This is a genomic window from Pectobacterium sp. S5 (assembly GCF_051707265.1).
GTDB classification, from domain to species: Bacteria; Pseudomonadota; Gammaproteobacteria; order Enterobacterales; family Enterobacteriaceae; genus Pectobacterium; species Pectobacterium polare.
On record NZ_JAULSZ010000004.1, the window covers coordinates 275,399 to 288,369 of the forward strand.

The window sequence follows — 12,971 nt, forward strand, 5'->3', positions numbered from 1 at the left end:
TGCTTTATTTATTCTTCCGTTTGCACACCAAGCCAGCCTTCCCGTCCGGGAAACGGCGCGCGTTCAACCCGCCCGACGGGCAGCGTGGCGAGGTCACCAGGCAGTAATGCGGAAAGCGGACAAAATTCGATGTGCTGCTGGCGGGCACGAAGCAGCAGCTGGCGGAACTGCGCCAGCTTCGCGCCACCTTCAACTTCCGCATGGATGGTGTAGACCGGCACGCCGCGATCCTGCTGGATCGCCTCAAGAATAAAGTCGTTAAATTCGCCGTCGCTCACGCGCTCGCCGATGATTTCATCGTAGGTCGGCAATGTGACCGGGATCTGCACGGTGCCCAGCTCACCATTTTCCAGACGCGGTCGAAAAGGTCGGGTGCCGCGACAGTCGCTGTTATAGTCCAGATTCCAGCGCTGTTTCATCTCTACAACACGCGAATCGGCTCGCCAGCCCGCCACGGCGGAACAGCGCACGGGCGATGGCAGCATCGACGTCAGCGCGTCCATTCCTTCACGGAACTGCGCGGCTAATTGCGCGTCCGACCAGCGGGCGATATTCGCCTGCCAGCCGTGATGATCCCAGGCATGTAACCCGACTTCATGGCCTGCGTCGTACGTCTGGCGGATTAACGAGCCAAACCGCGTACCGATATGACGCCCCGGCCACGCCGTACCAGCCAGCAAGATATCCCAACCGTAGAGCGAGGCCGCGTTGGAGCGCAGCATCTTCCATAAAAAGCGTGGACGCAGCAGACGCCACAGGTGACGCCCCATGTTGTCCGGCCCAACGCTAAAAAAGAAGCTCGCCTGAATATCGAACTCTGCCAGCACATTTAGCAGCGCGGGCACGCCGTCCCGCGTCCCGCGCCAGGTATCGACATCTATCCGCAGGCCAACACGTGTCATCCCTGTGCATCCTTGGTGTCAGCAGTGTGCTGGGGGTCAACGGTACGCAGAAAATAGTCCAGCGTTTCCGCGACGGTTTGATCCATCTTCACCGTCGGTTCCCATGCCAGCAGGCGTTTGGCGTTGCGAATACTCGGCGTGCGGTGCTCGACATCCTGATAGCCCTTGCCGTAATAGCTGCTGCTTTCCACGTCAATAAACCCGGCGAACGGCGGGAAGCGATCACGCAGCGGGTGCGCATTAAAGCTGGTTAACAGCATTTCACCCAGTTCGCGGATACTAGCTTCATTGTGCGGATTACCGATGTTGATAATCTGCCCGTCACACTGGCCGTTGCGGTTTTCAATAATGCGGAACAGCGCTTCAATACCGTCGTGAATATCGGTAAAGCAACGCTTCTGCGCCCCGCCATCCACTAGCTTGATCGGCGCTCCTTCCACCAGATTGAGGATCAGTTGGGTAATCGCACGTGAGCTGCCGATGCGTGCCGCGTCCAGCGTATCCAGACGCGGTCCCATCCAGTTGAACGGACGGAACAGCGTGAAGCGCAGGCCACTTTTCGCGCCGTACGCCCAAATCACCCGATCAAGAAGTTGCTTGGACACGGAGTAGATCCAGCGCTGCTTGTTGATCGGCCCAACAATCAGGCGTGAGGTATCTTCATCAAACTCTTTGTCATCACACATGCCGTACACTTCCGAGGTGGACGGGAAGACAATGCGTTTGTTATAGCGCACGCAGTCGCGCACAATTTTCAGGTTCTCTTCAAAATCCAGCTCAAACACACGCAGCGGGTTACGGGTGTATTCGATAGGCGTGGCAATCGCCACCAGCGGCAGAATGACATCGCATTTCTTGATGTGATATTCGATCCATTCGTTATGGATGCTGATATCGCCTTCCACAAAATGAAAACGCGGATCGCCAAGAAAACGAGCGATGGCATCCGAGCTAATATCCAACCCGTAGATTTCATAGCGATCGTCGCGCAGCAGGCGTTCAGTCAGATGGTTGCCGATAAAACCGTTCACGCCGAGGATCAGAACGCGCGTGCGGCGTCGTTGCACACGACTAGCGAGATTACCCAGTTTCGCCTGCGGCACCATGCCCATTTCCGCCGCCAGTCGGCTACCCGACATATACAGCCCAGCTTCACTCTGTCCGCTGACTATCTCAAGTGCATCTTCACCGCAGGACACCACCAGCGGCGACGTCGAGAGAATCGCGCCCGGTTCATGCTTCACACCATTGGCTTTCACATCACTGTCTTTAACACAATTGCCCTTCACTACACGGGCGCGCCAGATAATCACTTTGCGCTCACCGAGGAACGTAAACGCGCCCGGATACGGTTCTGTCACCGCACGGATCAGGTTGTTGATCTCACGGGCACTTTTTTGCCAGTCGATCAGCCCGTCTGCTGCCGTACGACGTCCGAAATAGCTGGCCAGGCTGTCATCCTGCGGCGTCAGCGTAATTTCACGCGAGCGGATCAGCGGTAGCTGCTGTGCCAGCAAAACGGCAGCGGCGGTACTGCATTTGCCATGTAGCGTCAGCGCGGTGTCTTCCTCATCAATCGCCACCACGGATTGCGCGACGATATCACCGGCATCGGCGCGAGACACCATCTTGTGCAGCGTCACGCCTGTCTGCGTCTCACCGTTCACCAGTACCCAATTTACTGGCGCACGTCCCCGGTAGCGCGGCAGCAAAGAACCGTGCAGATTGAAAGCGCCAAACGATGGCAGTTGGAGAATGTCGTCGCTTAATAACGTGCGGTAGTAGAAGGAAAAAATAACATCCGGTGCCAGTTCACGAATGCGATTCACCCAAAGCGGATGGTTAACGTCTTCCGGCGCAAACACCGGCACATCCATCTCGGCAGCCGCTTTCGCCACTGAGGCGTAGAAGTGGTTCTCGCCCGGCGCATCGTTGTGCGTGAACACCGCCTGAATCTCATAGCCCGCTTGCTTTAACGCCTCAAGGCCAACGCAGCCGATATCATGGTAGGCAAATACGATCGCTTTCATTCTTCTTCATCCCGTAAAGTGGTAGCCAGTGGCGTTGCCGCACTCACTGTTTTTTGCACAAAATAGCGTGGTCGGGCACGGACATCGGTATAGATACGGCCGATGTATTCCCCCAATAGCCCCATCCCGACGAACTGCGCGCCGATAAACATGAACAGCACGGCAAACAGCGTGAACACGCCCTCTGCCGCCCATTCCGCACCGAAGAAAAGACGCAGGCCGATCAACAGCAGCGCCAACAGGAAGCCCGACAGCGCAACGACGCTGCCAATCAGGCTGAGTATGCGCAGCGGCGTCGTCGTCAGGCAGGTCAGCAGGTCGTACATCAGGTTAATCAGCTTCAGAAAGCTGTATTTGGACGTGCCGAATTCACGCTCGGCGTGCAGCACATCGATCTCGATGGTTTTCCGAGCAAAGGTGTTGGCAAGGATAGGAATAAAGGTGCTGCGTTCATGGCAGCGCAGCATCGCGCTGACAATGTGGCGACGATACGCGCGCAGCATGCAGCCGTAATCCGCCATCGATTTCCCCGTTGAACGCCGGATCATCATGTTGATGGTTTTCGAGGCCAGTTTGCGAAACAGCGAGTCCTTCCGGTTTGCCCGCACGGTGCCGACCACGTCATACCCCTGTGCGGCGTACTCCACCAGCCGTGGAATTTCTTCCGGCGGGTTCTGCAAATCGGCATCCAGCGTGATAATCACATCGCCCACCGCCTGCTGGAATCCAGCCATGATGGCCGAATGCTGACCATAGTTGCGATTCAACAGCACGGCGATAATGTGCTTTTCCGGGTCGCTCGCCGCTTCGGTCAGGAGATCCGCCGAACGATCGCTGCTGCCGTCATCAACCAGAATAATTTCCCAGGGTTTACCGATCTTCTGACAGGCCGCCAGCGTGCGTTCGATCAGCACCGGCAAACTCTCTTCTTCGTTATAAACGGGGATCACAACGGAAACATTTTTGATGTCATCAATCACGAACAGACTCCAGAATCGAGGTTAGCGCCGCGACGACGCGATCGACATCGCTGTCCTGCATATCGGGGAACAGCGGCAGCGTCATCAGAGACGCCGAATTCCACTCCGTTGCCGGCAGGTGCAAGTGGGGATAGCGCTCGCGGTAATATTTTTGCGTATGCACCGCTCTGAAATGCAGCCCGGTGCCAATACCGTGCGCCTGCAACGCCGCCATCAGGTTATCGCGTGATATACCGCACTGCGTTTCATCCACGCGCACCATAAACAGATGCCAGGCATGCAGATGGGGATAATCAGGAACGGCCAGCGGCTGGAGCGGCAATGAGCGCAGTTGGGTGAGATAGCGCGCGGCAAGCTGCTGGCGGCGGGCGTTGATCGCCGGGAGTTTATCCAACTGAACCAGCGCAATGGCTGCATTGATATCTGCCAGATTGTATTTAAATCCCGGCGTCACCACTTCGGCCTGCGGCTTGCGCCCCTGCAACTGCCTGTCGAACGCATCCACGCCCAGCCCGTGAAACTTCAGGCTGCGTATGCGTTCAGCAAGTGCTTCGTCGTCCGTAACCACCATGCCACCTTCCGCACAGGTGATGTTTTTAATCGCGTGAAACGAGAAAATGGCGGTTCCACGCGCGCCGATCCACTCATCACGATATTGCGTACCGACGGCATGCGCCGCATCCTCAATCAGCGGGATGCCGTAGCGCTCGCTGATAGCACGCAGCGCCGTCAAATCAGCCGGAGCGCCGGCATAGTGCACGGGAATAATCGCTTTGGTCTTCGGTGTGATGGCCGCCTCGATATCCTGTGGTCGCACCATCAGCGTATGCCGATCCACGTCGACCATTACCGGTTCCGCGCCCAATAGTGTGATGACATTGACGGTTGAAACCCAGGTCTGGGACGGCGTAATCACCTCGTCACCGGGGCCAATACCGAGCGCCATTAGCGTGACGTGCATACCGCCCGTCGCCGAGCTGACCGCAATCGCCTGTCGGCACCCGATTTGCTGGCAAAACGCCTGCTCTAATTGCTGACATTTCGGCCCCGTGGTTATCCAGCCGGATCGTAATACTTCCGCCACGGCAGCAATTTCTTCTTCACCCATGTTCGGGCGGGAAAAAGGCAAAAAATCCGTCATAACGTATTCCCAAAATAAATAATGGCGAGAAATCATCATTCCGCAGTCTAAATAACGAAGCCTTAAGCCAACCTTAATTTATTGCGATAATCATAAAACCAAAGATAAACGGCACGACATGACAAAACGGAAATAAGACATAATTAATTACAATGCAAAAATGAACTTTTCGCGAATAACCGAATAACAAAATATCGCTTTATTGATTTACAGCAAGAAATCAATCCTCGCCAAATAAGTCTCGCGTATAGACTTTGCCCATCACATCTTTTAATTCATCGGCATAGCGATTGGTAATAATAATGTCACACTGCTGTTTAAAACTGTCGAGTTGATGAATGATAGGAAAATCTAAAAAATCATCATCATCAATCCCAGGCTCATAAATTACCACTTTGATTCCTTTCGCTTTTATCCTTTTCATAATCCCCTGAATGGAAGAAAAGCGAAAATTATCCGATCCCGCTTTCATGATGAGGCGGTGGACGCCGACGGTTTTCGGGTGACGGCGGATAATCGTGTCGGCAATAAAGTCTTTTCGCGTATGGTTAGCGTCCACGATAGCCTTGATCAGGTTATTCGGCACGGTACGATAATTCGCCAAAAGCTGTCGGGTATCCTTCGGTAAACAGTAGCCGCCATAGCCGAACGACGGATTGTTGTAGTAATCGCCGATGCGAGGATCGAGGCACACGCCTTCAATAATCTGCCGGGTATTCAGCCCCAGCGATTCGGCATAGCTGTCCAACTCGTTAAAGTAGGCCACGCGCATCGCCAGAAAGGTATTTGCAAACAATTTTATCGCTTCAGCTTCAGTTGGGTCGGTAAACAGCACGCGAATATCTTTTTTTAATGCGCATTCCATCAATAGGTTAGCGAAGAATCGTGCCCTTTCCGACCGCTCGCCCACTACAATCCGCGACGGGTAAAGATTGTCGTGTAGCGCCTTGCCCTCACGCAAAAATTCGGGCGAAAAAATGATGTTATCCGTATCCAACTGCTGGCTGATTTTCTCGGTGAAGCCAACGGGCACCGTCGATTTAATCACCATAATGGCCTGCGGATTAATCGCCAGCACGTCGCGAATGACCGCCTCTACCGACGACGTGTTGAAATAATTGGTTTGCGGATCGTAATCCGTCGGCGTAGCGATAATCACGAACTGCGCATCGGTATACGCCTCATGCTTATCCAGCGTAGCGGAAAAATTCAGCGATTCATGTTGTAAAAAACGCTCAATCTCGGCGTCATTAATCGGCGATTTTCTTTGATTCAACAGTGCCACTTTTTCAGCCACAATATCCAACGCCACAACCTGATGCTGTTGCGCTAATAATAATCCATTCGATAAACCGACATATCCCGTTCCGCTAATCGCTATTTTCATGAAGGGCTCTTTATTTCATTACTGGCTAAAAACCTATTTCGCCGCAGTATCTTTCTTCTGTTTTCATCTGAATAGAGGGGTAACATGTCAATTTATTTCTTGTTCCTCTCCCGCGATGCCTCTCTATCATTCACAAATACACTCTTCCCTTATCCGTCGATAACGTCAGAAGCACAACATCCTTATCATTAGCAATTCCAGTTAAACGCTAATTAAACATAGCGTATTTAATGAAAAATAAAGATCTTCTTACACCTTGTGACTTTTTTAAACCATTAGCGTGAAAACAAATTTTCATCCCGTTATGTAACACAACGTCATTTATCTTAGATGATTTTTACGAATAAACACGATGATACAGGTTCATTTTCAAGTTTTTATCAACGCTATATGGAGATAGTGTGTAGAGACGTTACTTTATTATCGAAGCGGATTATTATTCGATAATAACCGACAAAAAACATAAGAAAATCTCATCAATAACAGCGCAAATGGCGAGAGCGTCTACACTTATCATCAGTCATCTCTCTGGCTAAGGATGGGAAGGACAATGAAGGCCAGCACGCACGACAGAGCCAACCAGTATCAAATGCCGCTCCAAAAATTGATGATTGTTTTTATGTTATTCATCATCGCAACTGTCGTGGCGCTGAACGGATGGGCTGTCTTCAATTCTCACCAACAGCTTGTCGATTCCACAGAGCGAAACGCCAAAAACCTGTCGCTGTCGCTGGCCCGCCATGCCGAAGATACGTTTTTACAAGTCGATATATTGCTACAGGATTTACAAGAGCGCATCGAACAGGATGGCCAATCACCCACACAATTGAACCGCCTGGGCGATATTCTAAAAAGCCGTAAAACAGCGCTGCCGCAGTTGCATGGCCTCTTTATTTACGACAGCAAAGGCGAATGGCTGGTGAACTCCGGCATAATAAAACCCGTCAATGCCAATAACGCCGACCGAGAGTATTTCAAGTATCACCAAAACAACGTCAACCATTCCATGTACATCGGCAGCGTGATTCAAAGCCGCTCGACGGGCGATCTGATCATCCCCGTTTCTATGCGTATCAATAAGCCAGACGGCAGTTTTGACGGCGTGTTACTCGCTACCCTCTCGCTGAACTACTTCAAACAGTATTATGGTTACTACTCGCTGGGGAACATGGATGTGCTCGCCATTCTCCTGTCCGATGGGCGAATCCTGTACGGCCGACCTTACGACGATTCATACGTCAACCGCAATGTGTCTAACGGCCCGCTCTTTTCAGAGCATCTGAAACAGTCCGAAAGTGGCACGGCAACCTTTGTCTCCACGCTCGATCACATCGAACGTATTTATGGTTACACCAAATTAAAGCGCTACCCCATCGTCATCGCAGCCGGCTACGATCTTGGGCTAGTGCTCGAAAAATGGAGAGCAGACAGTCTGGTCTACGGTGCCATTACCTTAATTCTGCTGTTCACGATTATCCTACTCGGTCTGATCGTGCTGAAACAGATTCGTATGAATTTGAAAAATCAGATCGATTTAACCATCGTGCGCGATGAACTGACGTCGGTTAACCACACGCTGCAAACGCTGGCGCTGTTCGATGGCCTGACGGGCTTAGCCAACCGCCGCCAGTTCGATATTTTCCTGCAACAAACCCTATTGCAGGCAGCGGAGAAGCGGCAGTGTATCGCGTTGATCATGATCGATGTCGACGCTTTCAAGAAATATAACGACCACTATGGGCATGTGGCAGGCGATGAGTGTCTGCGCAAGATTGGTAACCTCCTGAGCAATATGCTGCGGCGTAACGAGGATTTGGTCGCTCGCTATGGCGGTGAGGAGTTCGCGATCATCATCACCGAGACCGATAAACAAAGCGCCGCCGCGCTGGCTCAGCGCGCGCTGGATTTAGTCCGTGAAGAAAAGATCCCGCATGAAACCACGCTATTCCCGGAAAAAATCGTCACCATTAGCGCCGGTGTCTACGTGTTCTGCGCCGATAGCCCGCCACCCGCGGCGTCATCCGTTATCGATATAGCCGATGCCGCGCTGTATCGCGCCAAAAATGGCGGTAAAAACCGTATCGAGGTGAGTGAATAGCGCTTTCAGTCTTAATGCAGAAACAATTAATGTTGATGCAATACCTGACAGCACGCGCAGCTTCTGACAAAATAGCGGCCATCTCCCCCTATTTCAAATTGATGGGTCTCTTCTCAGATGGCAGTAAAGATTATTGATGGTAAAACGATTGCGCAGCAGGTCAAAGACGAAGTTGCCGCACGAGTCACGCAGCGTTTGGCAGAAGGAAAACGCGCACCAGGCCTAGCTGTTGTGCTGGTCGGCGAGAATCCGGCGTCACAGATTTATGTCGCCAGCAAGCGCAAGGTGTGTGAAGAAGTCGGTTTTATTTCCCGCTCTTATGATTTGCCCATCACCACAACGGAATCTGAGCTGTTGGCACTTATCGACCAGCTCAACGCCGACCAGACGATTGACGGTATTCTGGTTCAGCTTCCGCTGCCGGAAGGCATCGATAACACCAAGGTGATTGAACGCATCGCGCCAAGTAAAGATGTGGATGGCTTCCATCCTTACAACGTGGGTCGTCTGTGCCAGCGTGCGCCCATGCTGCGCGCCTGTACGCCACGCGGCATCATCACGCTGTTGGAGCGTTATAATATCGACACCTTCGGGCTGAATGCCGTTGTCGTCGGTGCGTCCAATATTGTTGGCCGTCCGATGAGTCTGGAACTGCTGCTGGCTGGCTGCACCACGACCGTCACGCACCGCTTCACCAAAAATCTGCGCCACCATATTGAAAACGCCGATTTGCTGGTCGTCGCGGTGGGTAAACCGGGCTTCATCCCCGGCGAATGGATTAAACCGGGCGCGATTGTGCTGGACGTGGGTATCAACCGTCTGGAAAGCGGTAAAGTGGTCGGCGATGTGGAATTTGAAACGGCGCAGGAAAGAGCGTCTTACATCAGCCCCGTACCGGGCGGCGTCGGCCCAATGACCGTTGCAACACTGATTCAAAACACGCTACAGGCGTGCGAAGAGTATCATGACCACGCCGAATAATTGGCGATACCCGTCATACTTCAAGTTGCTTGTGCGTTGACTGCCCTTACTCACCCCAGTCACTTACTTATGTAAGCTCCTGGGGACTCGTGCGGTTGTCGCCTTCACGCAACTCGAATTATTTAGGATACATTAGGTCAAACACGAATAAGCAGGAATTTATGGCAACCTTTAATCTTGAAAAGCATCCGCACGTTGAACTGTGTGATCTCTTGAAACTGCTGGGCTGGAGTGAAAGTGGCGCAGCAGCCAAACTGTCTATCGCCGCAGGCGACGTGACTGTTGACGGCCAGACGGAAACACGCAAGCGCTGCAAAATCGTTGCTGGGCAAACCGTTCAGTTCAACGGCGAGACGGTAAAAGTCGCTGAGTAACCTTTACGGCATCGCTCACGGCGAAAAAAAAGCCCGCAATGTTATTCTTGCGGGCTTTTTATTTACTGAAAGCGTGTTACAGGAAGAAAGCGTTACTTACGGCGCCAGATCGTTCCCTGCGGACCATCTTCCAGCACGATCCCCATTTCATTCAAGCGATCGCGAGCCTGATCCGCCAGCGCCCAGTCTTTCGCCGCACGCGCATCTTTACGCTGTTGGATTAACGCTTCGATTTCTTTCACTTCATCGTTATCCACCTGCGCACCATTTTGCAGGAACTGCTCAGGATCTTGTTCCAGCAGGCCAAGCACGCCTGACAGTTTACGCAGTGCCGATGCCAGCTGGTTCGCCGCTTGTACATCTTCCGTTTTCAGGCGGTTAACTTCACGCGCCATATCAAACAGTACCGAGTAGGCTTCCGGCGTGTTGAAATCGTCGTCCATCGCTTCGCGGAAACGGGCTTCAAACTCGTCACCACCGTGCGCCGCAACGCTGAGATCCATTCCACGCAACGCGATATACAAACGTTCCAATGCCGATCGCGCCTGTTTCAGGTTGTCTTCGCTGTAGTTCAACTGGCTACGGTAGTGGCCTGACATCAGGAAGTAACGCACGGTTTCTGGGTCGTAATACGCCAGCACGTCGCGTACGGTGAAGAAATTGTTGAGCGACTTTGACATCTTTTCGCGGTCAACCATCACCATGCCGGAGTGCATCCAGTAATTCACATACGAGCCGTCATGTGCACAGCTAGACTGCGCGATCTCGTTTTCGTGGTGTGGGAACATCAAATCTGAACCGCCGCCGTGAATATCAAAATGCGTACCCAGCTGTTTGCAGTTCATGGCAGAACATTCGATGTGCCAGCCAGGGCGCCCTTCTCCCCACGGAGAGGACCAGTGTGGTTCACCCGGCTTGGACATTTTCCACAGCACGAAATCCATCGGATTACGCTTCACTTCGGTAATTTCAACGCGCGCGCCAGCCTGCAACTGATCCAGATCCTGACGAGACAGCACACCGTAACCCGGCGCGGTATCAACGGAGAACATCACATCGCCATTACTCGCAACATAGGCGTGGCGACGGGCAATCAGCGCTTCCACCATTTCGATGATGTCGGCAATATGGTGCGTCGCACGCGGTTCGGCATCCGGGCGCAGAATATTCAACGCATCAAAATCAGCGTGCATCTCTGCGATCATACGGGTCGTCAGTTGGTCGCTGGTTTCCCCATTTTCGATCGCACGTTTAATAATTTTGTCGTCAATATCGGTGACATTACGCACATATTTCAGTGAATATCCCAGATACCGCAAATACCGCGCCACCACATCAAACGCCACGAAAGTACGCCCGTGACCGATATGACACAGGTCATAAACGGTGATGCCACACACATACATTCCCACCTGACCGGCGTGGATAGGTTTAAATTCCTCTTTTTGGCGACTCAGCGTATTAAAAATCTTTAGCATCAGGGCGTTCCAGTGTTTTTATAAAAATGGTTTTCACAAAAAAATGGTTTTCAAAAAGCATTGCGTTCACACGATAGGTCAATCACCGTCGCAGGTAGCGTCAGTAACATCAATGCATTCAGGGTTTACACCCCAACGGGGTATTGAAACCTGAACCCTATTGTATTGCAAGGTTAAGAAGAGGGAATAAGCGAGAAAGGATAAAAATGAAATGGCCCGGATTTCCGGGCCATTTCATATAATCGACGTTGCTGACGAAAAAACGTTCAGCTAACAAAAAACCATTAACGCCAGCGCGGATTGGACATCACAGAGTATTTTCCGCTGCCGAGCAGGGCAATTGCGATACCCGCGAAGAAGAACACCGCCGTACCTTCAACACCCCAGGCACCGGTTTTGGCCAGCGTGAAGAAACCCTCTGGGTGAACCAGCAGCGTCGCGACAACCATCGTGAAGGAGAAAATCAACGCGGAAGGGCGTGTAAAAATGCCGAGAATCATCAGGATTGGTATGATGACTTCCCCAACATAGACACCGTAGCCAATAAAAGCAGGGAGCCCAGCCGACGCGAGCATGCCTTCAATACCACCGATGCCGCCATGCACCTTGTGCCAACCATGAAACAGCATCAGAACGCTGAAAGATACGCGCAAAAACAGTTTGCCAAAATCCGGTTTGTCTAATAAACGATTAACACTATCCAGAATACCCAGCATAGTTCACCTATCTCTTTAGAGTTATTTATGAAGAATAAGAATTACTCTCAGATTAATCTGAGCCGTAAAAAAAGAACACGTTGATTACGCAAAACATTGATCTGGGGCAACAAAAATCTCATTCAAATTAATTAACTGTTATTTGAAATTTTGATCAATTTATTTGTTTTTAAAAGTCCTCATTGCCTGATTAACACCTTATTGCGCACTATTATTAAGCACACATATTATGTGACGCCTACCAAAATCAGAGTAGTAAACCTTTTTATACGATTTTCTCATCCATCCAACCGCCAACAGCGGTGCGGTAAGCGCGAAGTACTGACTCAATCGACCAGTTATGCTATAACAGCGCTCTTATCACTAAGGCTATCTAGGGTTCATTATTATGATTACGCTTCATACCAACCACGGCGATATCGTTATTAATACGTTTGCAGACAAGGCGCCGGTTACCGTAGAAAATTTCCTGAACTACTGCCGCGGCGGTTTTTATGACAACACGATTTTTCACCGCGTGATTAATGGTTTTATGATTCAGGGCGGCGGCTTCGCTCCTGGCATGGATCAGAAAGAAACCAATGCGACAATCAAAAATGAAGCCAACAACGGTCTGAAAAATACCCGTGGCACGCTGGCGATGGCGCGTACCAACGATCCGCACTCGGCAACTGCCCAGTTCTTTATCAACCTCGTTGATAACGATTTCCTGAACTTCCGTTCAGAGCGTGCCGATGGTTGGGGCTACTGCGTATTCGCTGAAGTCACCGAAGGCATGGACGTTGTTGATAAAATCAAAGGCGTGGCAACTGGCCGCAGCGGCATGCACCAGGACGTACCGAAAGAAGACGTGGTAATTACCCACGTAACGGTCAGCGAATAAT

Annotated in this window: 11 protein-coding genes; 4 read left to right on the forward strand and 7 right to left on the reverse strand. The window is 51.6% G+C overall.

Translation table 11 applies throughout. From position 1 onward, the window contains the following. Positions 1–8: 8 nt before the first annotated feature. From arnD to QWJ20_RS16130, 5 genes are all read right to left on the reverse strand, one after another. Positions 9–902, reverse strand: coding sequence for a 4-deoxy-4-formamido-L-arabinose-phosphoundecaprenol deformylase (gene arnD, locus QWJ20_RS16110; RefSeq protein ID WP_433993005.1), 894 nt, complete (start codon positions 900–902; stop codon positions 9–11). Next, positions 899–2,932, reverse strand: a complete 2,034-nt coding sequence (gene arnA / locus QWJ20_RS16115) for a bifunctional UDP-4-amino-4-deoxy-L-arabinose formyltransferase/UDP-glucuronic acid oxidase ArnA (RefSeq protein WP_433993006.1) — start codon at positions 2,930–2,932, stop codon at positions 899–901. Before arnA ends, arnD begins: the two co-directional genes overlap by 4 nt. Next, positions 2,929–3,912: an undecaprenyl-phosphate 4-deoxy-4-formamido-L-arabinose transferase gene (gene arnC, locus QWJ20_RS16120; protein WP_039503106.1), complete on the reverse strand. Its 984-nt coding sequence runs from the start codon at positions 3,910–3,912 to the stop codon at positions 2,929–2,931. The genes arnA and arnC overlap by 4 nt, the downstream gene beginning before the upstream one ends. Then, positions 3,905–5,053, reverse strand: coding sequence for a UDP-4-amino-4-deoxy-L-arabinose aminotransferase (arnB, locus tag QWJ20_RS16125; RefSeq protein WP_433993007.1), 1,149 nt, complete (start codon positions 5,051–5,053; stop codon positions 3,905–3,907). The genes arnC and arnB overlap by 8 nt, the downstream gene beginning before the upstream one ends. 220 nt (positions 5,054–5,273) lie before the next feature. After that, positions 5,274–6,440, reverse strand: a complete 1,167-nt coding sequence (locus QWJ20_RS16130; protein WP_174865118.1) for a nucleotide sugar dehydrogenase — start codon at positions 6,438–6,440, stop codon at positions 5,274–5,276. 550 nt (positions 6,441–6,990) lie between these two features. Here QWJ20_RS16130 and QWJ20_RS16135 point away from each other — a divergent pair. The 3 genes from QWJ20_RS16135 (at position 6,991) to ybcJ (ending at position 9,893) form a co-directional block, all read left to right on the forward strand. Continuing rightward, complete coding sequence (locus tag QWJ20_RS16135) at positions 6,991–8,538, forward strand: sensor domain-containing diguanylate cyclase (protein ID WP_433993008.1); 1,548 nt, start codon at positions 6,991–6,993, stop codon at positions 8,536–8,538. A gap of 117 nt (positions 8,539–8,655) precedes the next feature. Next, complete coding sequence (gene folD / locus QWJ20_RS16140) at positions 8,656–9,519, forward strand: bifunctional methylenetetrahydrofolate dehydrogenase/methenyltetrahydrofolate cyclohydrolase FolD (RefSeq protein WP_433993009.1); 864 nt, start codon at positions 8,656–8,658, stop codon at positions 9,517–9,519. A gap of 161 nt (positions 9,520–9,680) precedes the next feature. Further along, complete coding sequence (gene ybcJ / locus QWJ20_RS16145; RefSeq protein ID WP_039486392.1) at positions 9,681–9,893, forward strand: ribosome-associated protein YbcJ; 213 nt, start codon at positions 9,681–9,683, stop codon at positions 9,891–9,893. A 92-nt stretch (positions 9,894–9,985) separates the two neighbouring features. Here the strand turns inward: ybcJ and cysS are convergent, their stop codons facing one another. Both cysS and QWJ20_RS16155 read right to left on the reverse strand, forming a co-directional pair. Then, on the reverse strand, positions 9,986–11,371 hold the full coding sequence (gene cysS / locus QWJ20_RS16150; protein WP_109411493.1) for a cysteine--tRNA ligase: 1,386 nt from the start codon (positions 11,369–11,371) through the stop codon (positions 9,986–9,988). Positions 11,372–11,655: 284 nt separating this feature from the next. Next, positions 11,656–12,087: a DoxX family protein gene (locus QWJ20_RS16155; protein ID WP_095995124.1), complete on the reverse strand. Its 432-nt coding sequence runs from the start codon at positions 12,085–12,087 to the stop codon at positions 11,656–11,658. Between the two features lie 388 nt (positions 12,088–12,475). On the opposite strand from QWJ20_RS16155, the gene ppiB reads away from it, so the two are divergent. After that, positions 12,476–12,970, forward strand: coding sequence for a peptidylprolyl isomerase B (gene ppiB / locus QWJ20_RS16160; RefSeq protein WP_095700163.1), 495 nt, complete (start codon positions 12,476–12,478; stop codon positions 12,968–12,970). Position 12,971: the final 1 nt, after the last annotated feature.

Bases quoted from the DNA above. Each gene is read 5' to 3' on its own strand.
- arnB (WP_433993007.1), bottom strand. From the start codon at position 5,053: ATGACGGATTTTTTGCCTTTTTCCCGCCCGAACATGGGTGAAGAAGAA.
- QWJ20_RS16130 (WP_174865118.1), bottom strand. From the start codon at position 6,440: ATGAAAATAGCGATTAGCGGAACGGGATATGTCGGTTTATCGAATGGA.
- QWJ20_RS16135 (WP_433993008.1), top strand. From the start codon at position 6,991: ATGAAGGCCAGCACGCACGACAGAGCCAACCAGTATCAAATGCCGCTC.
- arnD (WP_433993005.1), bottom strand. From the start codon at position 902: ATGACACGTGTTGGCCTGCGGATAGATGTCGATACCTGGCGCGGGACG.
- folD (WP_433993009.1), top strand. From the start codon at position 8,656: ATGGCAGTAAAGATTATTGATGGTAAAACGATTGCGCAGCAGGTCAAA.
- QWJ20_RS16155 (WP_095995124.1), bottom strand. From the start codon at position 12,087: ATGCTGGGTATTCTGGATAGTGTTAATCGTTTATTAGACAAACCGGAT.
- ppiB (WP_095700163.1), top strand. From the start codon at position 12,476: ATGATTACGCTTCATACCAACCACGGCGATATCGTTATTAATACGTTT.
- cysS (WP_109411493.1), bottom strand. From the start codon at position 11,371: ATGCTAAAGATTTTTAATACGCTGAGTCGCCAAAAAGAGGAATTTAAA.
- ybcJ (WP_039486392.1), top strand. From the start codon at position 9,681: ATGGCAACCTTTAATCTTGAAAAGCATCCGCACGTTGAACTGTGTGAT.
- arnA (WP_433993006.1), bottom strand. From the start codon at position 2,932: ATGAAAGCGATCGTATTTGCCTACCATGATATCGGCTGCGTTGGCCTT.